This window comes from Rhodococcoides corynebacterioides (assembly GCF_019834675.1).
GTDB lineage: Bacteria > Actinomycetota > Actinomycetes > Mycobacteriales > Mycobacteriaceae > Rhodococcoides > Rhodococcoides corynebacterioides_A.
This window is the reverse complement of sequence record NZ_JABUBU010000006.1, coordinates 35660-54423: the sequence shown is the minus strand read 5'-3', so window position 1 is coordinate 54423 and position 18764 is coordinate 35660. Positions and strand designations below refer to the sequence as shown.

16 protein-coding genes are annotated in these 18764 nt (G+C 71.4%); 2 read left to right on the top strand and 14 right to left on the bottom strand.

Annotated features, from left to right (window positions below):
- Positions 1-70 precede the first annotated feature (70 nt).
- Complete coding sequence (locus tag HQ603_RS09725; protein WP_222684345.1) at positions 71-1600, bottom strand: MFS transporter; 1530 nt, start codon at positions 1598-1600, stop codon at positions 71-73.
- Positions 1601-1709: 109 nt separating this feature from the next.
- Between HQ603_RS09725 and HQ603_RS09720 the strand changes: the two genes are divergently transcribed.
- Positions 1710-2570: an NAD(P)-dependent oxidoreductase gene (locus tag HQ603_RS09720; protein ID WP_308126442.1), complete on the top strand. Its 861-nt coding sequence runs from the start codon at positions 1710-1712 to the stop codon at positions 2568-2570.
- A 20-nt stretch (positions 2571-2590) separates the two neighbouring features.
- Here the strand turns inward: HQ603_RS09720 and HQ603_RS09715 are convergent, their stop codons facing one another.
- From HQ603_RS09715 to HQ603_RS19285, 8 genes are all read right to left on the bottom strand, one after another.
- The gene (locus HQ603_RS09715; protein WP_222684344.1) at positions 2591-4171 is read right to left on the bottom strand and encodes a phage infection protein; all 1581 of its coding nucleotides are present in this window, start codon (positions 4169-4171) and stop codon (positions 2591-2593) included.
- A gap of 84 nt (positions 4172-4255) precedes the next feature.
- Positions 4256-4876 (bottom strand): histidine phosphatase family protein, encoded by a 621-nt coding sequence (locus tag HQ603_RS09710; protein WP_222684343.1) that lies wholly within the window; start codon positions 4874-4876, stop codon positions 4256-4258.
- A 13-nt stretch (positions 4877-4889) separates the two neighbouring features.
- Positions 4890-5288, bottom strand: coding sequence for an MmcQ/YjbR family DNA-binding protein (locus HQ603_RS09705; protein ID WP_222684342.1), 399 nt, complete (start codon positions 5286-5288; stop codon positions 4890-4892).
- Between the two features lie 25 nt (positions 5289-5313).
- Positions 5314-6117: a transglutaminase-like domain-containing protein gene (locus HQ603_RS09700; protein ID WP_222684341.1), complete on the bottom strand. Its 804-nt coding sequence runs from the start codon at positions 6115-6117 to the stop codon at positions 5314-5316.
- Between the two features lie 48 nt (positions 6118-6165).
- Entirely contained in the window at positions 6166-6891 is a 726-nt protein-coding gene (locus tag HQ603_RS09695) for a YoaK family protein (protein WP_222684340.1), read from the bottom strand.
- 243 nt (positions 6892-7134) lie between these two features.
- Complete coding sequence (locus HQ603_RS09690) at positions 7135-7992, bottom strand: alpha/beta fold hydrolase (protein WP_308126441.1); 858 nt, start codon at positions 7990-7992, stop codon at positions 7135-7137.
- Between the two features lie 26 nt (positions 7993-8018).
- Complete coding sequence (gene lysX / locus HQ603_RS09685; protein WP_222684338.1) at positions 8019-11378, bottom strand: bifunctional lysylphosphatidylglycerol synthetase/lysine--tRNA ligase LysX; 3360 nt, start codon at positions 11376-11378, stop codon at positions 8019-8021.
- A gap of 58 nt (positions 11379-11436) precedes the next feature.
- Positions 11437-13038, bottom strand: coding sequence for a GGDEF domain-containing protein (locus HQ603_RS19285; RefSeq protein WP_222684337.1), 1602 nt, complete (start codon positions 13036-13038; stop codon positions 11437-11439).
- A gap of 763 nt (positions 13039-13801) precedes the next feature.
- On the opposite strand from HQ603_RS19285, the gene HQ603_RS09675 reads away from it, so the two are divergent.
- A complete protein-coding gene (locus HQ603_RS09675; protein ID WP_222684336.1) occupies positions 13802-14839 on the top strand; it encodes a nitronate monooxygenase in 1038 nt (345 codons plus the stop codon).
- A gap of 16 nt (positions 14840-14855) precedes the next feature.
- Here the strand turns inward: HQ603_RS09675 and HQ603_RS09670 are convergent, their stop codons facing one another.
- The 5 genes from HQ603_RS09670 to HQ603_RS09655 form a co-directional block, all read right to left on the bottom strand.
- Positions 14856-15647 (bottom strand): alpha/beta fold hydrolase, encoded by a 792-nt coding sequence (locus HQ603_RS09670; protein WP_222684335.1) that lies wholly within the window; start codon positions 15645-15647, stop codon positions 14856-14858.
- A gap of 61 nt (positions 15648-15708) precedes the next feature.
- Positions 15709-15897, bottom strand: a complete 189-nt coding sequence (gene bsaP, locus HQ603_RS19280) for a biotin synthase auxiliary protein BsaP (protein ID WP_261773637.1) — start codon at positions 15895-15897, stop codon at positions 15709-15711.
- Complete coding sequence (bioB, locus tag HQ603_RS09665) at positions 15884-16876, bottom strand: biotin synthase BioB (protein ID WP_222684334.1); 993 nt, start codon at positions 16874-16876, stop codon at positions 15884-15886. The genes bsaP and bioB overlap by 14 nt, the downstream gene beginning before the upstream one ends.
- The gene (bioD, locus tag HQ603_RS09660) at positions 16873-17592 is read right to left on the bottom strand and encodes a dethiobiotin synthase (protein ID WP_222684333.1); all 720 of its coding nucleotides are present in this window, start codon (positions 17590-17592) and stop codon (positions 16873-16875) included. Before bioD ends, bioB begins: the two co-directional genes overlap by 4 nt.
- A complete protein-coding gene (locus tag HQ603_RS09655) occupies positions 17589-18737 on the bottom strand; it encodes an 8-amino-7-oxononanoate synthase (RefSeq protein WP_222684332.1) in 1149 nt (382 codons plus the stop codon). The genes bioD and HQ603_RS09655 overlap by 4 nt, the downstream gene beginning before the upstream one ends.
- Between the last annotated feature and the right edge of the window lie 27 nt (positions 18738-18764).

Below are 18764 nucleotides of genomic sequence, written 5' to 3'. Positions count from 1 at the left end.
ACCCCCTCCCGTCATGGGAGGGGGTGCTGACGTGTATTCGGGGGTCTTCGGTGGAGGAAGTCGCGCGGGGTCAGGCGGCGCTCACGCGCTCCGGGTCGGGAGCAGCGGTCCGGGCCCGACGGAACAGGAAGGCCGACGCCAGCCCCGCCACCACGAGCATGCCCACCGTGGCGCCGGCGGCGGCGACCATGCCGTCCACGTAGGCGTCGCGAGCGCGGTCGGCCACGTCGGACCCGGTCGCGGGATCACCGAGCACGCCGGCGAGGGTGCTGTCGGGCGCGACGTCCCCGCCGAGTGCCAGGCGGTAGGTCGCGAGGTTGATCGAGCCGAGGACGGCGATGCCCAGGGCGCCGCCGAGTTCCGCCCCGGTCTCCGAGACGGCGCCGGCCGCACCGGCCTTCTCGGGTGCCGCGGTGGCGAGCACCCGATCGGAGCCGAGCGTCGTTCCGGTGCCGACGCCGAGGGACGCGATCACCATGCCGCACAACAGGATCGCGAGGGTGGTGCCGGTGGTGACGGATCCGGGGAGGCCGACCAGCCCGACCACGGCGGCGCCGATCGCGGCGACGCAGATCGACCCGAGCAGGAACACCGACGGCGCGCGGCGCTTCATCACGAACGGCGCGGTGAGGGACGCCGCGGCGGTGGCCACGGCCGGGATCAGCGACCACAGTCCGGCCTCGAGGGTGCTGTACCCCATGACCAGCTGCAGGAACTGCGAGAGCAGCAGGTTGAAGCCGGCGATGACGAAGACCGACACCATGATGACGACGACGGCCACCGAGAAGGCCGGGTTCCGGAACAGCGGGAAGTCGATGATGGGGTGGCTGCTGGCGCGCTGGCGACGGACGAACCAGGTTCCGACGGCGACGGCGATCAGCAGCGCGACACCGGCCTGCCAGTCGGCGCCGTCCTGGGCGGTGTGCTTGAGGGCGAAGACGAGGGAGAGCATCGTGACGATCGATGCCGCGACGGCGAGGAGATCGAAGCGGCCCGGGTCGGGGTTCTTCGCCTCGGGCAGCAGCAGGGGCGCCGCGACGAGCAGGACGGCCATGATGGGGAGGTTGATCAGGAAGACCGAGCCCCACCAGAAGTGCTCGAGCAGGAAGCCCGCCACGACGGGTCCGAACGAGCCGCCGCCGGCGAAGCCCGCGGTCCACACGCCCACCGCCAACCCGCGCTGGACGGGGTCGGCGAACAACTTGCGCAGGAGCGACAGGGTGGAGGGGGCGAGGGTCGCTCCACCGATGCCGAGCAGGACGCGCGAGGCGATGAGGGTCTCCGGGGTCTGCGAGAACGCCGCCAGGACGGACGCGGCGCCGAAGACCACCGAGCCGATCATCAGCAGGCGGCGGGTCCCGATGCGGTCGCCCAGCGAGCCCATGGTGACCAGCAATCCGGCGAGCATGAAGCCGTAGATGTCGAGAATCCACAGCTGTTCGGCGCTGCTGGGTTGCAGGTCCAGCGTGAGGGACGGCAGAGCGAGGTAGAGGACCGACATGTCCATCGACACCACGAGGATGGGCATCACCAGCACGGCCAGTCCCACCCACTCCCGGAGCCCGGCTCGGGGTGATGCGACGGCGTGGGGGCTGGTCATGACAGGTCCTTACTCGACGTAACGATTGGTTCCGACCCTCGATGGGAACACAGTCACCCGGACGGGACGAAATGCGTCGCCGTCATCGTGAGGGAGGTCGCACGTGCGAGTGGCAGTGATCGGAACCGGCACCATGGGCGCAGGCATGGCCGCATCGATCCTGCGGGCGGGCCACGACCTGTCCGTCTGGAACCGTACCGCGGACCGCACGGCCGCTCTCGTGGAGTCCGGAGCGCGGGCCGCGACCGACCCGGCGGACTGCGTGCGGGACGCCGACGTGGTCGTCACCATGCTCTACGACGAGACCGCCACGACCGAGGCCGCGACGACCTTCCTCCCGGCCGTGCGGGACGGCGCGGTGTGGATGCAGAGCGCGACGGTGGGTCCGGCCGGGGCGGGGCGGCTGGCGCAGCTCGCCGCGCAGCACGACGTCGCCACGCTCGACGCACCCGTCCTCGGGACCAAGGCGCCGGCCGAGCAGGGCACGCTCACCGCGCTGATCTCCGGTCCGGACTCGCTGCACGAGACGGTCCGGCCCGTCCTCGAGGCGATCGCGGTGAAGACGGTGGTGGCGGGCACGGAACCGGGCGCCGCCAGTGCGCTCAAGCTCGCCTGCAACGCCATGGTCGCCACGCTGACGGCGGCCACCGCGCAGTCGGTGGCCATCGCACGTCACCTCGGCGTCGACCCGTCGCTGTTCCTGCAGGCACTCGACGGCGGTCCCATCGGCGCCCCGTACACCCAGCTGAAGGGGACCGCGATGATCGACCGCGAGTTCACGCCGTCGTTCGGCGTGGACGGTGTGGTCAAGGACCTCGATCTCATGATCGACGCGACCGCCGACACCGCGGACACCGCCGGGCGCCTGCTCACCGCGGTGCGGTCGGCGTTCGCCGACGCGAGCACCCGCGGTCACGGCGCGGACGACATGGCGTCCGTGATCGACGCGTTCGCACCGCCCACCGGGTAACCCGGACGGAGCGAGCCCGGTCAGGCCCCGGCGTACGCCCGGTGGCCGGCGGTGTCGGTGGTATCTCCGGGATGCGACCGGGCGACCACCGAGTAGACGACGCCGGCGACCCCGAGCAGCGCCACCGTCACGACGACGGCCAGCCACCCGGTGGAATCCATCGCGTCGGCCCCGATGCGGTCGAGTCCGGTCGCCAGCCACCCGACGGGCGTGAAGGACGCCAACCGGCCGAAGACCGGGCTGTCGGGTGCCGCGACGAGTGCAGCGCCGGCGACGGCGAGCTGCACCAGCAGGAGCACCAGGTTGACCGACTGGCCGACCACGCGCCCGAATGCCATCTGCACCGCACCGGCGGCCGCGACGAACGCCGCCGAGGACAGCAGAAGGAACGCGACTCCGCCGACGAGAGTGCCCACGGTGCGGCCGTCACCGACCACCCAGTAGACGAGCGAGGCGGCCGCGGCGATGCCGACGACGGCCACGACGGGGACCACCCGCGCACCCGGGCGGAGACGACGGAGCAGGCTCACCGCGGCGACCGCGGCGACGCCGACCAGGGCGGCGATCGCGTAGTAGGTGGCGGTGTCGCGACTCGAGGCGACGACGGTGGTGGAGACGGTGCCGTCGTCGGACGTCGTGGTCGTGGCCGTGACGTTGGTGGCGCCGGGCAGCGACGACGAGGCGTTGCGGACACCGTTCTGCAGGCTGGTGACGACGCCCTCGATGGGCTCGATGCCCGACGAGAGCTGGTCGGTTCCCGCGCGAAGCTGCTTGCCGCCGTCGTCGAGCTGCACCAGGCCGTCGCGCAGCTGCGCCGAGCCGGTGGCCAGCTGGTTCGAGCCGTCGACCGCGGTGGCGACGCCGGTGACGAACTCGCTGGACGGGTCGCTGAGCTGGTAGGCGAGCAGGTCGGCGCCGTCGCGCAGCTGGTTGATCTGCGAGACCGTGTCCGGGCCGAGGCCCTGGGCGTTCAGGGTGTCGATCAGCTCGCGGAGCTGACGGGCCGCGTCGGTGGTGATCGGGTTGTTCAGGGTCTCGATGCGATTCGCGACGTCGGCGATGGCCGAGGTGGCGGAGGCCTGCTTCTCGCCGAGCGCGAGCAGCGGCGTCGTCAGCTGCTTCACGCCGCCGCTGATCTGCGTGGCGCCGTCGCCGAGCTGGGTGACACCGCCCTGCAGCTGTCCCAGGCCGCCGGCGAGCTGACCGTTGCCGTCGGCGAGCTGCTGCGCGCCGTCGCGGGCCTGCCCCAGCCCGTCCGAGAGTTGGTTCACGCCGCCGGAGAGCAGCGGGGCGCCGTCGGTCAGCTGGGTCAGTCCACCCGAGAGAAGGCTGAGCGGCAGCTGGGTCTGCGTGAGGGCCGAGCGCGTCTTGGCCAGCGGATCGGCGGTCGGCTGCCCGGGCTCGGTCTCGCCGCCCGCTCCCGCGTCCGTCGTGGAGGTGCTGGTGGAGGCAGTGGAGGCAACGGGGTCGACGTCGTGCCCGGTGGCCACGGCGTACCCGCCGACGACGAGCAGCGGGAGTGCGATCGCGAGAAGCGCCACGAGCGGCCGGGAGAGCACGGCGAGCGGGCCGGAGGACGCCGGCGCGGAGGGAGCAGACATAGTAGGGCTCAGGCTAACGGCCCCGACGGACCCCGCCGGACGCGCCGCGGTCCGTAACCGGCCGAAAACGGGCCCTGAGCAGGCTCATTGAGAAGTCGATGAGGATCGCATCCGGTAGCGGGGGAGCAGATCGAGCACGTGCTGCGTCTCGTTGACCGACGCCACGGTGCGATGGCCGCTGCGGGAGACGAGCACCCGCGTGATCGAACAGTAGTCGATCGGAAACGTCAGGGGCGCAACCGTGTTCAGCAGGCGGTGCAGCACCGCGTTGACGACGCCGCCGTGCGCGACGACGGCGACGGACGCGTCGGCGTCGGTCTCCGCGATCACCTGCGCGAGGGCGGCCTCGACGCGACCGACGAACGCGTCGAGGTCGACGTCGTCGGGCAGGTGACCGGCCTTGATGCGGGCGTACTGCTCGGGGAACTGCTCGCGCGCCTGCTCGATGGGCAGGTAGCCGGCGTGATCGCGGTCGTACTCCGCCAGTCCGTCCAGGATGTCGACGCCGAGTGCGCGCGCGTCCGCGAGCGGGCCGGCGGTCTCCACGGCACGCCGCTGCGGACTCGAGACGATCCGGACCACGCCGTGCGGCGCGAGGGCGTCGGGAAGACGTGCGGCCTGTTCGCGGCCGAGGTCGGCCAGGTGGGGGTCGGCGCCGTCGGTGGACGCGAGCGGAAGCGCGTGACGGATCAGGAGCAGCTGCACGGGATCGATGCTGTCACGAGCGGGCGTCGAGCTCCGCGACCAGGCGCGCCGTGGCCGTGCGTCGGTACGACATGTCGAGCAGTTCGCGCGCCTCGTCCCAGTCGGGGTCGCCGGCCGTGAGGTCGAGGCCGAGCCACCCGGCGGGACCCCAGTAGGCGGGAACGAAGAACCGCGCGTCGCCGAGCAGTGCCTCGTGTTCGTCCGCGTCGGGCAGGAACTGCAGCGACCGGGCCCATCGCGTCGAGTGGTGGTCGCCCTTCACCGTCGCGCCGTACACGGCGAACACCTTGGTGGTGACGAACTGCGGTCGGCCGTGGCTCACCTTCTCCGCGGCGCCCGGGAACGCCAGCGCCAGCTCCCGCACCTGCCGCAGCATCGGGTCGTCGTCGTCGAACCGCACGGGGTGGGTCATACCGGCAGAAGGTAGCCCCGCCGCGTCAGGAAATCGAGACTTCACGGGTGATGTCGTCGACGGGGAGGTCGCCGTCGACGATCGCGCCGACCTGCAACCGGTCCAGGGTGAGGTAGCCGTCGTGGTTGTCGAGGAAGGCGGTGTCCGCGGCGTCGCGACCGGTGGCGATGCGGACCAGCGACCCGCGCGGTGCCAGGCGGGTCGCGTCGACGACGCGCCACACCCCGTCGACGCAGGCCTCGGCGACGGCGTGGAAGTCCATCGGGTCGCAGCCGGGGGCGTAGACGGCGACGAGTCGGGCGGGAATCTGTCGGGCGCGGAGGAGGGCGACCACCAGGTGCGTGTAGTCCCGGCAGACCCCGGCGCCCGCGAGAAGGGTGTCCGACGCGCCGTCGATGGGGTCGCTGCTGCCGGGAACGTACTTCAACCGTCGCGCGACCCACCCGGTCACGGCGGCGAGCACCTCGGCGTCGGAGTCCAGGTGGCCGAATTCGGTGGCGGCGAAACCGGTCAGCGTGTCGGACTCCGCGTAGCGCGACGGGCGCAGGTACACCGACAGATCCCGATCGACGACGTCCGGGGGCTCGGCGTGCCCGTCGACGGTCGCGCGGTAGCGGACGACGAGTCGGCCGCGATCGCAGTCGAAGGTGTGGATGCGGCTGCCGTGCTCGGCGGTGATCTCGGCCGGGGCGAGTGCGCGTCCGTCGAGCTCGACGGTGAGGCGCTCGTCGATCACCAGGCCCGGCATGCGGGCGGCGGCGATCTGGAACTCGAGGGTGCTCGGGTCGCTGACGGTGACGTCGAGGTCGGCCGAGACGATGCGCTTCACCGACGCCATCGTGCCAGGGGGACGCGGCGGGGCGCGCGGGGACGCGGGTCAGCCGAAGACGGACCGCCGTTCGGTGTGGGTGAAGGTGAAGACGGTGGCGCCCAGGCTGACCAGGGCGGCGAGCAGGAGAACCTGCGGGCCCGTGATGAGCACGCCCATGGCCGCACCCACGGCGCCGCCCAGCGAGAAAGAGCCGAGCAGGAGGAGATAGCAGAGCCAGTCGTACTTGGTCCCGCCGCCGGTCAGGTGCCGTTCGATTCCCTGCCCGAGTTTCACGATGGTGCCGGTGACGTAACTGAGCGGAATGTACGTCTCCTCGTTCTTGGTGAATGCGGTGTTCAGCGCGCCGAGGGCGAACGCGACCAGAAGAATCGGATAGAAATTGACGTCGGCCGACGACCATCCGGACACACCGATATCGATGAATCCGGCCAGGCCGAGCGCGATCGTGGTGACGACGGTGGCGCCGTGCGGGTGATTGTCCCAGTAGTGGCGACGGCAGTACGACGCCAGCACGACGCCCGCGACGAAGGACGCGATGAGGGTGACGGCCACCAAAGGTGTTGCGCCAGGGGCGACTTCCTTGCCCTCGGGATGGCCGAACCAGCCGACGACCGCGCGCTCGGTGTTGCCGGTCATGAAGGTGACGAAGTATCCCGCCGAATGCAGGAAGGCGACCGCGCCGACCATGCCGGCGAGTCCGGAGAGAATCCAGGACAACCGGGCCTCGGATCCGACGGCGGTTTCTCGGCTGATCGACAGCGGGGACGTCATGCATTCGATCTTCCGGAGAACCACCGGTTGCGCAATATTTGGAGAAATCGATCACATACGGACGGTTCGGTCGGCGCGAACAGAATGCACGCAAATGCCGGCAGGTTCACAATATGTTTGCGTGTTGTTCATTCGGGATCGACGTTTCACCCGCATTGTCGTGGCGGCGTCGTTGTCGACCCCACCCGAGGGGCCCCCGTCCTGGACGGCGCACGAAAATGTCCGGTTTTCCCGGTTGCCGGACTATTTTCGCCGCCGGGCCTCCTCGAGGACCTCGTCGATCGCCTGCGCGACCACGACCGGCTGATCGATCATCACGTGGTGGTGCGAGGGGGCGATCACCGTGAACCGCCCCCCGAGGTACGACGCGAGCCGCTGCTGTTTGCGAATCCACCGGGCACCCCACGGGGTCGGGTGGGAGGTGTGGGCGGCCGCGACGACGACGGGAACGTCGGGGGTCGGCGTCCGTCGCCGGAGCCGGTTCAGCTCGACGGCGAGGTCGGCGTAGACGAAGTACTCGACCGTCGCCGCCTCGAGGTAGTCGGGTTCGCGGTAGAGGCGCCGGAGCTCGTCGATGCGTTCGGGCGGGTAGCCGTCGGGGGGGACCGCGCGGACCACCAGGTGGCGTACGGCGTCGGCGCCGATCGTCTGAAGTCCCACCGCCGAGGACGCGCGGGCAAGGATGCGCGCGGCCGGCATGCGGAGACGGCGGGGGATCAGGGCGCCGGGGGACTTCTCCACGCTGGAGTCGAGCAGGATCAGGCCGCCGACGCGCTCGGGGTCGAGCCGCGCGGCACCCTCCACGTAGAAGCCGGCCATCGAATGACCGACCAGGACGGCCGGCTCCTGCAGACCCAGGGCGTCGAGCACCGCGACGATGCGGCGGGCCTCCCCGGCGACGGTCGGCACCTCGCCCCGCCGTGGTTCGCTGTCACCGAAACCGGGCCGGTCCAGCGCGAACGCGGTGCGGCCGGCCTCGCCGAGCAGGGTCAGGACGTCCACCCAGTCGTGCCAGGAGCTGCCCAGTCCGCCGCACAGGACCACCGGCGCGGACCGACCGTGGACCCGCGCGACGTGCACCGCGCTGCCGAGCACCGTCACGGTTTCATGTGAAACAGTGCTCTCGCTCATTCTCCGCGCGGCTTCGCCAGCGGAAACGCCAAGGTCTCGCGGATGCTGCCGCCGGTGATGAGCATGACCACGCGGTCCACACCCATGCCGAGACCACCCGTCGGGGGCATGCCGTGCTCGAGGGCCTGGAGGAAGTCCTCGTCGAGTTCCATGGCCTCGGGGTCGCCGCCGGCCGCCAGCATCGACTGCTCGGTGAGGCGCCGACGCTGGTCCACGGGGTCGGTCAGTTCGCTGTACGCGGTCCCCAGCTCCACGCCCCACGCCACCAGGTCCCACTTCTCGGCCACGCCGGGGATCGACCGGTGCGGCCTTGTCAGCGGCGACATCGACGTCGGGAAGTCGGTGTAGAACGTCGGGAACTCGGTGAAGTCCTCGACCAGGTGCTCGTACATCTCCTGCGCGACGGCGCCGGCGTCCCAGGTGGACTGGTACGGCACGTCGTGCAGGTCGCAGAGCCGCTGCAGTTCCGCCAGGGGCGTCGCGGGGGAGACGTCCGCGCCGATCTTCTCGGCGACGGCGGCGTGCATGGTCTTGACCGGCCACTCGCCGGAGATGTCGATCTCGACGAGGGTGCCGTTCTCGTCCGGCCGGTGAATGATCTCGCGGCCGTGCGCGGCCACCGCGGCCTTCTGGATCAGCTCGCGGCACAGCACCATGCAGCGCTCGTAGTCGCTGTGCGCCTCGTAGGCCTCGAGAATCGTGAACTCCGGATTGTGCTTGAAGTCCGCCCCCTCGTTGCGGAACACCCGGCCGATCTCGAACACCTTCTCCATACCGCCGACGCACAGACGTTTGAGGTAGAGCTCCGGTGCGATGCGCAGATACAGGTCGAGGTCGTACGCGTTGATGTGGGTGAGGAACGGCGCCGCGTTGGCGCCGCCGTGCACCTGCTGCAGGATCGGCGTCTCCACCTCGAGGTACCCGCGCTCGCCGAGGGTGTCGCGCAGGGACTTCACCACCGCGCTGCGGGCCCGCATGAGCGCCCGCGCCTGCGGGTTGATCTCCATGTCGACGTAACGCTGGCGCACCCGCGCCTCGGGATCGGTGAGGCCCCGGTACTTGTCCGGCAGGGGGTGCAGCGACTTCGCGTTCAGCCGCCAGTCCGCCACCAGCAGCGCCTGCACCCCGGCACGGGATCGCCCCATCGGACCGCTGCACGACACCAGGTCACCGAGATCGACGTCGGTTCCGAAGCGGGACAGCGGGTCCCGGCCCACCCGATCCCGCTCGAGCAGGATCTGCAGGTCCCCGCTCCAGTCGCGGAGCAGGCAGAACACGACGCCGCCGTAGTCGCGTATCCGCAGGACGCGGCCGGACACGCGAACCGTCGTCCCGTCGGGCGACGCCGCCGCCTCGGCCACCGTGTGCGTCGGCGGGTGGGCGACGGGGTAGGGGTCCACGCCCTCGGCGGCCAGCCGGTCGAGCTTGGCCAGGCGAACGCGCACCTGCTCCGGTCGACGCACCGACGGCGCCGTCGAGGCGACGAGGTCGTCGGGCTCGCTCCCGTCGTCGTGCAGCAGACCGTGGGCGGCGACGGACGCCGGCACCGCGGTGTGCGTGCCGGTGTGACCGGTGACGGCCCGTCGGCCGGGCAGGGTCAGGAAGCCCTCCGCGATGGCCGAGGCGGCACCCACCTTCGGCAGCTCCCGTCCGTCGCCGAAGCACAGGTACCGCGGCACCCACTCGGGCTGGTACTTGAGGTTCGACCGATACAGCGCCTCGAGCTGCCACCACCGGGAGAAGAACACCAGCAGGGCCCGCCACAGTCGCAGCACCGGCCCGGCGCCGATCCGGCCGCCCTCCTCGAAGACGGATCGGAACACCGCGAAGTTCAGCGAGATCTTGGTGATGCCCACCGTGTCGGACCGGGCGGCCAGTTCGGAGACCATCAGTTCGACGGTGCCGTTCGGCGCGGTCCGTGCGCGGCGCATCAGGTCCAGCGACGCCGCCGCCGGTCCCCACGGCACCAGCGAGAGCATCCCGACCACGGTTCCGGTCTCGTCGTGAACCGCCTCGACCAGCAGGCAGTCGCCGTCCAACGGGTCGCCGAGTCGGCCCAGGGCCATCGAGAAACCGCGTTCGGTCTCGGTGTCCCGCCAGTCGTCGGCGCGCTTCTCCACGGCGGGCCACTCGTCGGCGCCGATGTCGCGGTGCCGACGGATCCGGACGGACAGCCCCTTGGCCTTCGCCCGGTTGACCGCCTGCCGAACCGGACGCATGTCCGGCCCGCCGAGTCCGAAGGACCGCGTCGGCAGCACGGCCTCGTCGCCGAGTTCGAGCACCCCGAGCCCCGCCGCGCGGTAGGCGGCGGCCCCGGCCTCGCTCGCCCCCATGACCGCCGGCGCCCAGCCGTAGCGCGACGCCATGTCGAGCCACGCCTCGATGGCCTGCGGCCACGCCGACCGCACCCCGACGGGATCGCCGCTGGCCAGGCACACCCCGATCTCGACGCGGTACGTCACCGCGGCCTTGCCCGACGGGGCGAAGACGACGGCCTTGTCGCGTCGCGTGGCGAAGTAGGCCAGCGAATCGTCGGGCGACGCCGCCACCAGGCCGCGGAGGGCGGACTCGTCGGTGCCGGTCAGGGCGTTGACGGCGCGCTGGGACCGGAACAGCGTGAACACCGCCGCGGCGAGTGCGAGGAAGGCGAACAGGCCCAGCAGGAAATTGACGAAGCCGTGGGGGCGGCCGTCGAACTGCTCGTTGTCGACGACGGCGAGGCCGGCGACGCGGTTGAGCGACCAGAAGACCGTCTCGCTGCGGTCCAACGTGCCGGGGAAGGCCTCGAGCAGACCCCACCCCGCGACGACGCCGACGGTGAGGCCGAGGAGCAGCACGCCGAGGGCCTTCCACACCGCGCCGGGCCGGACACGCGTGTCGAATTCCCGACGCGACCACAGCAGCAGGACCAGCACCGCGACCTGCAGGGCACCGCCGATCCACGACCCGACCGTGCCGGGATCGTCGACGAGGATCGCGGCGTTGACGACGATCGACGCCGCGACGTACAGCGTCGCGATCCACCACGCCACCCGTTTGCGGGTCGACAGCGCCGCCGCCAGCAACGCGACGACGAGCGCGAAGGACAGGCTGGTGTCGGGCGCGTCGAGGACGTAGTCGTCGATCCATTCCCGCGGATGGTGCGTGAGCGCACGCACGGCGGGGGAGAGCGACCACAGGAAGGCCAGCGCCGAGTAGATGCCGACCGCGAGGCCGAGATAGTGCGGAACCTCGTGGCGGAATCCCGTCGAGGCCGCGGATCGGCCCCCTGATCGGCCCCCGGGCGACGACGTGTCGGACGGCACCTCTCGCGTCACCGACGACGTCGTCGGGCGCCGGTGTTCCTGGATCGACATGGGAACACTATGCGCCGTCCACGCAGTTCGCGCGCGGATTGTGCGCGCGCCCGGGGGATCAGCGGACGGGGAGGGCGCGGTCCCGCGCACGCCGCCACCGCCACCACCCGGTCACGGCGATCGCGACGCCGACCACGGACAGCAGATCCGACTCGGTGATGCCGTGCTGGGGGGAGAACACGACCAGGACGCGCCCCTCGATCGGGCCGTTGAAGAACAGCCAACCCACCGACGCGACGGCGGTGGCGGCTGCGGACAGGCGCGTGGGGCGCGCGAGGCACCACGCCGACGCCGCGAAGAGCGAATTCATCGCGACGAGGCCATGGAACACGGAGGTCATGGGAATCGAGTGTGCCCGGTGTCCCGTCCGGGGGGCGGCGGCCCGTGCCTCCGTCAGACCCTCGTCGTGAGCACGCGGTCGCCGCCGGCGGCCTTCGCTCGATACATCATGGAGTCGGCCGCGCGGGTCGCGCGGGTGACCGCGGCCGGTCCGACCTGCCACGACGGGGAATCGGGCGTCATGACGGCGACGCCGACACTGGCCGTGACGGGCACGTCGTCGGCCGGGTCGTGAACCGTCGCGGTGACGCGACTCACGAGGTCGGGCAGGTCGCCGTCCGTGTCGACGACGACACCGACGAACTCCTCGCCGCCGGTGCGGGCCAGGATCCCGCGAGCACCGAGCACCGAGCAGCGCGTGAAGCCGGGAGGCGACGGTCCGGATCACGGCGTCGCCGCGGTCGTGGCCGAACCGATCGTTGACCGCCTTGAACCGGTCGATGTCGACCAGGAGGACCGCGACGGACACGCCGCGCGAGCGGGCGACGTCCCACAGCTCGTCGACCGCGTTCTGCAGGCCCCGGCGGTTCGCGACGCCGGTGAGTTCGTCGAACTCCGACGCCCGGGCGTCCGCTGAGACCAGGGACCAGGCGATGTGGGCGAAGACGGGGACGCCGCTGACCGATCCGCTCGCGACCAGCACGGCGGCCACCGCGTCGTTGATCCCCCAGAGCCCCTGCAGGTACGCCTGCAGGCCGATCCAGGCGATGACGACGTTCACGAAGGCGAGGTGCGCGAGCAGGATGCGCGCACTGAGGAAGAACGTGCAGAGGGCGCCGTTGAGCGCGAACAGGAACGTGCCGATCAGGGCGCTGGTCGGGGTGTCCAGCAGGATCACCGACGTGATGCCCAGATCGCCGAAGAGCAGCAGCCCCAGGAACTGCGCCTTCCTGGTGGGGGTGGGCGCGAAGGTGACCCACGCGATCACCGCGATCTGCGCGGCGAGCACAATCATCACCCAGGTGACCTCGGCGGTTCCCGACGGCCCGTAGGGCGAGCCGAGCATGAGCATCGACACGAGCGCGTTCAGTCCGACCCCGAACACCACCACGCCCTTGATCAGACCGTGCAGCGGCCGGGTGGAGCGGTGGACGAAGATCCAGTCGAAGTCGTGCGGAGTGGTCAGCCACCGCCGGAAGACGGCGACGGGTCCCGTCGCGATGCGGCCACCGAACGCCGGTACCCGGCGGCCGCGGCGAGCGGTCGCGATGCGCTGTTCCGGCGACGAATGGCGCCCCGGCCCGTCCGCCCGCCGATCACGATGGCTCCGGCCGTCGTGGAACGGTGTGGAGGACCGCTGCCGATGGTCGGATGGGCTCACGCGCGGAGAGCCCGACGCGAGACTTCGGGGTGATCGACGTGCATGGGTGCGCTCCAGGACTCGGTGTGCTCCGGGATTCGGCGTACGCCGTCGTCCCGTACGGCCCCGACGCCGTCGTGTACTCGTGTGCGCCCATGATAACCGGCTCTCGTGGTGTTTCGTCCCGAGTAACCGGACCTGTCGTCGGTTCCCGTCCCAGTGGGCGGGGCCGGTGTCGGCTGCGGCCGGTGATCTGCGCAGGTCGGGGTGGAACGTGCGCGGGAGCTGCGTCCGGCTGCGCAGCGCGCCTCGATCTGCTCTGCTTCCCGCCACCCGCGCGGGTTGCAACCGGTGAGGGTGACCGGAACCTGCGCAACTGCGAACCTGCTCCCCTTCCAGCAAGTTGCTCCTGTTACAGCCGGAGCAGGTTGCGGGAACCGAAGCAACTTCGGGCTGCGCCGCGCCCTGCGCAGGTTTCCGCCACCCGCGCGGGTTGCAACCGGTGAGGGTGACCGGAACCTGCGCAACTGCGAACCTGCTCCCCCTCCAGCAAGGTGCTCCTGTTACAGCCGGAGCAGGTTGCGGAAACGAGAGCAACTTCCGGCTGCGCAGCGCGCCTCGATCTGCGCAGGTTTCCGCCACCTGCGCGCGTTCCCGCCAGGTGCACGGGTTCCCGCCACCCGCACGGGTTGCAACCGGTGAGGGTGACCGGAACCTGCGCAACTGTGAACCTGCTCCTGTGACAACCGGACCCACTTGCACGACCGGTCGATACGCTCGGGTCATGGCCGTCTTCCCCGCCTCGCTCCCCGTCGTCTGCGCCCCGATGGCGGGCGGCCCGTCGACCCCCGCCCTGACCGCCGCGGTCAGCGAGGCCGGCGGGCTGGGCATGCTCGCCGGTGCCGTCTCCACTCGCGACGCGCTGGAGGCGAACCTCATCGAGGTCGAGCGCCGCACCGACCGGCCGTGGGGCGTGAACCTGTTCCTGCCGTCGGCGCGGATCGCGTCGGAGTCGGTCCTCGCCGACTACGCCCGCGACCTGGCGCCGCTCGCAGCGGAGCTCGGTGTGGACCTCGGCGATCCCGTCCACGGCGACGACGCGATCGAGCAGAAGGTCGAGATCGTCCTGCGACACCGTCCTGCTGCCGTGTCGGTGACCTTCGGCCGGCCGGGGCGGGAGCTGACCGACCGCGTCCACGACATCGGGGCCCTGATGATCGGCACCGTCACCTCGGTGGCCGAGGCCGAGATGGCAGCGGAGGACGGGGCCGACCTGCTGGTGGTCCAGGGCAGCGAAGCCGGCGGTCACCGCGGCGTCTTCGCCGACGATCCGGCGTCGCCCCGCGGCGGCGAGGCGATGTCCCTGCCGTCGCTGCTCGTGGCCGTCGGGCTCTCCGTCGACGTCCCGCTCATCGCCGCCGGCGGCATCATGGATGGCTCCGGGGTGGTCGCCGCGCTGGGGCTCGGCGCCGTCGCCGCGCAGATGGGGACCGCGTTCCTCTGCGCCGACGAGGCCGGCACGTCCGACGTGCACCGACGCGCGCTGCTCGACCGGACCTACACGCGAACCGTCGTCACGCGGTCCTTCTCCGGCCGTCCCGCGCGCGGCCTGGAGAACGAGTTCGCCGCGCAGCACACGGCGAGCGCACCGGCGGGGTATCCGGAGGTCAACGCGCTGACCGGGCCGCTGCGGGCCGCCGCCACGAGAGCCGGCCGCGCCGACGTCCCCAACCTGTGGGCCGGAACCGGCTGGCGGGCCGTCACCGCCGCCCCCGCCGGGGACATCGTGCGCCGCGTGGTGGCGGAGATGGAGACGGCCTGACGGCCCGACCGCTCGCTCAGCTCGGCAGTTCGCTGCCCGCGAGCAGGATCGACGCGATCAACGCGGGGTTGTCGGTCATCGGGACGTGGCCCACGCCGGGCACGGGGATCAGCGTGGCGTCCGGGAACACCGAGTGGACGCGTCGGGACTGGTAGTAGGGGAGGATCAGGTCCCGCGTTCCCCAGGCAACGGTCACCGGCACCCGCGGCTCGGTGGCCGGCGGGAAGGTGAAGTCGGCTTCGATGCCCGCGTCGATCATGGGGTTCGTGGTGAGCGAGTGCACGTCGTGCACCGCCGACTCGTACGCCACGTGCGAGGGGTGGGCGAAGAACGGCAGCAGTGACGGGTAGCGCACGGCGCGGTAGCGCATCGCGGCCGGGGCGCGATCACCGAAAGTGCGCGCGACCCGCCGGACCGCCTTGAAGGTGTTGATGGTGCGCGCCTGGTCGGTGCGGTTCAGGAAGAACCCGGCCGGGGAGAGCGCCGTGGCGGACGCCACCTCGCCTAGCGCCGCCAGCACCAACGACAGGTAGCCGCCCAGCGAGTTGCCCGCGATGTGCACCTGCTGCCCGGGCTCCTCGACCTCGCGGACGAAGGCGACGAGCTCGGACACCATGACCTCGATCGCGTCCCCGCCGTCCTCCGGCAGGGGATCCGACTCGCCGTGACCGGGCAGGTCGACGGTGATGACGCGTCGGTGCGGAGTCAGGCGGTCGAGAACCGCGTCCCACGCCTGGCGCCGGTGGACCACTCCGTGGACCAGAACCAAGGTGGGGCCGCGGCCGGCCACGTCGTACTTCAGCGTCATGGCTGGTGATGGTAGACGGACGCGAACAATTCCTGTGACGGGTGGTCACAGGATGTCGGGGTCACCCTCGGAGCAGCGGGTGTCGCGAGCACGCCGCCGTCCACCCCGTCGGGAAGACCTGCACCACCATGCGCCGACCGCACAGCGCGCAGAACCGCGGTGGCTCGTACCCGAGCGGCGCCCTCACCGTCTCTGCACCGACGGGTGCGCCGGTCCGGTGATCGAAGCAAGCGGTCTCAGATCGCGGCATCGAGCGCCTTCATCGGCATCGACAGGTCCTTCAGCATGTCGAGGTCCGACGCAACCGGTCGACCCAGCGTGGTCAGGTAGTTGCCGACGATGATCGCGTTGATTCCACCCAGAATGCCCTGTCGTGCACCGAGATCGCCCAGGGTGATCTCCCGACCGCCGGCGTAGCGGAGGACCGTGCGCGGCAGGGCGAAGCGGAAGGCGGCGATCGCGCGCAGGGCGTCCACCGCGGGCAGGACGTCGAGATGGGCGAACGGGGTGCCCGGACGGGGGTCGAAGAAGTTCAGCGGCACCTCGTGCGGCGCCACGGCGGCCAGTTCCACCGCGAATTCCGCTCGCTGGCGCAGACTTTCGCCCATCCCCAGAATGCCTCCGCAGCACACCTCCATGCCGAACTCGGAGACCAGCCGCAGAGTCTGCACCCGCTCCTCCCAGGTGTGCGTGGTGACCACCTGCGGAAAGTAGGACCGCGCCGTCTCGAGATTGTGGTTGTAGCGGTGCACGCCCCAGCCCGCCAACGTCGCCGCCTGGTCGCGAGTGAGCATGCCGAGGGAACAGGCGATGTCGATGTCGACCTCGGCGCGGATCGCGTCGATGCCGAGTCGGATCTGCTCCATCAGGCGCGCGTCGGGTCCGCGGACCGCGGCGACGATGCAGAACTCGCTCGCGCCGGAGCGGGCGGTGTCCTTGGCCGCTGCCACGAGCTGGGGAATGTCGAGGCGCGCCGCGCGTACCGGGGAGGCGAACAACCCGGACTGCGAGCAGAAGTGACAGTCCTCCGGGCAGCCACCGGTCTTGACGCTGATGATGCTCTCGACCTCGACTTCCTCGCCACACCAACGCAATCGGACGCGATGCGCGAGGTCGAGCGCGTCGGCCACGGCCTCGTCGGGGAGTTCGAGCACGGCCAGAACCTGCTCAGCGGTGAGTGGGTCACCGTTCTGCAGCACGATGCGGTCGACGTCGTCGAGGATGGTCACGAGGCACTCCTGAGGTCGGGGGTGGGATCGAGGGGCAGGAACGAGTGGTCGATCCAGTCGGGCGCACGGTCGACGAACATCGCGGCGTCGAGGGTGCCGGCACCGCACGGCACCGCGCCGATGATCGGCACGCCCGTGACCGCCGGTAGCTCCGTTCGATTGGTGGCGGCCGCGAGATCCGGCGCGTCGGGCCACGATCCGAGGACGAGACCGAGAACACGCGAATTCCGTTGCTGCAGAGCGTTGATGGTGAGCGCGGCGTGGTTCAGCGCACCCAGGCCGGGGTGGGTGACGACGACGACCGACGCCGTCAGCGCGGTCACGACGTCCAGCAGGGTGGTGCCGACGTCGTCGAACGGGACCGCCACTCCGCCCGCGCCTTCCACCAGCACGACGTCGGAGCGCGACCGGAGATCGTCGACCGCGTCCACGACCTCCGCGACGGTGACGGACGCCCGTCCGGAGCGACGGGCGGCGACCGACGGTGCCAGGGGGTCGGGGTAGCGGGCGCATTCTCGATACTCTCTGCGGCGCTGCGGGTCCGACAGTCGGGCGACGACGGCGAGATCGCCGTCCTCGTCGGCGGCCACCCCCGTCTGGGCCGGCTTGCACACCGCGACGCTCGCGCCCGCTCGCTCGTATCCGACGGCGAGGGCGGCGGTCACCACGGTCTTCCCCACGTCGGTCGAGGTGCCGGTCACCACGATGACGGTCATGCGGCCGCGATCGCCGACGTGACGACGTCCCCCACCGTGGCGATGTCGTCGTCCGTGAGGTCGGCGCGTGCGGTCAGGCGCAATCGCGACTCACCCCGCGGAACGGACGGCGGGCGGAAGCAGCCGACCAGCACTCCGTTCGCCCGGCAGCGCTCGGCCGCGCGCACGGCGGCATCGGGATCACCGAGCACGACGGGAACGACGGCGGACTCGGGCACCTCGCTCCGACCGAGGGCGCGGGCCAGACGGTCGGCGTGGCGCAGCACGGCGTGCGCCCGGTCGGGTTCCGCACGCAGGACGCGGAGGGCGGCGCGCGCGGCGCCGACGGCGGCGGGTGCCAGTGCGGTGTCGAAGACGAAGGTCCGCGCGGCGTGCAGAAGGTGCTCGCGCACAGCAGGTTCGGCGAGGACCACGCCGCCCTGGGAGCCCAGGGCCTTCGAGAGCGTCGCGGTCACCACCAGGTCGGAGGCGCCGGCCAGGCCGCATTCCTCGACGAGGCCGCGGCCGCCTCGGCCGCGAACCCCGAGGCCGTGCGCCTCGTCGACGAGGAGGACGGCGCCGAACCGTCGAGCGGCGGCGTACAACTCCCGCAGGGGGGCGAGGTCGCCGTCGGCGCTGAACACCGAATCGACGACCACGAGTGCCCTGGCTTCGCTCCTGCTCGCGAGCGCGTCGACCACCGCGGCGACGTCCCGGTGCGGAGCCACGCTGACCCGCGCGCGGGACAGCCGGGCGGCGTCGACGATCGAGGCGTGGACGAGGGCGTCCGAGACGATCAGCGACCCGGCGCCGGCCAGCGCGATCACCGCGCCGAGATTGGCCGTGTAACCGCTGGAGAACACCAACCCGGACCGGGCGCCGACGAACTCGGCGAGCTCGTCCTCGAGGGCCTCGTGATCGGTGGTCGTTCCCGTCACCAACCGTGAGCCCGTGCTTCCGCACCCCCACCCGTCGATCGCGGCATGGGCGCCGGCGCGCACCGCCGGGTGGTGGGCAAGCCCCAGATAGTCGTTCGACGCGACGTCGAGGAGCGCCGTGGTGTCCGTCCGCGGCCGGATCACGCGGTGCAGACCGACATCGCGTCGGCGCTGCGCGTCGTCGTCCAACCACGACAGCGCCGAGGAGGTGTGTACGGAAGCGGCCACGTCGACGCAGCTTACGCACCGACTTGA

Coding starts and splice junctions, on each gene's coding strand:
- lysX (WP_222684338.1), bottom strand. CDS start 11,378: ATGTCGATCCAGGAACACCGGCGCCCGACGACGTCGTCGGTGACGCGA.
- bsaP (WP_261773637.1), bottom strand. CDS start 15,897: ATGCCGCGATCTGAGACCGCTTGCTTCGATCACCGGACCGGCGCACCC.
- HQ603_RS09725 (WP_222684345.1), bottom strand. CDS start 1,600: ATGACCAGCCCCCACGCCGTCGCATCACCCCGAGCCGGGCTCCGGGAG.
- HQ603_RS09695 (WP_222684340.1), bottom strand. CDS start 6,891: ATGACGTCCCCGCTGTCGATCAGCCGAGAAACCGCCGTCGGATCCGAG.
- HQ603_RS09715 (WP_222684344.1), bottom strand. CDS start 4,171: ATGTCTGCTCCCTCCGCGCCGGCGTCCTCCGGCCCGCTCGCCGTGCTC.
- HQ603_RS09705 (WP_222684342.1), bottom strand. CDS start 5,288: ATGACCCACCCCGTGCGGTTCGACGACGACGACCCGATGCTGCGGCAG.
- HQ603_RS09670 (WP_222684335.1), bottom strand. CDS start 15,647: ATGACGCTGAAGTACGACGTGGCCGGCCGCGGCCCCACCTTGGTTCTG.
- HQ603_RS09675 (WP_222684336.1), top strand. CDS start 13,802: ATGGCCGTCTTCCCCGCCTCGCTCCCCGTCGTCTGCGCCCCGATGGCG.
- bioD (WP_222684333.1), bottom strand. CDS start 17,592: ATGACCGTCATCGTGGTGACCGGCACCTCGACCGACGTGGGGAAGACC.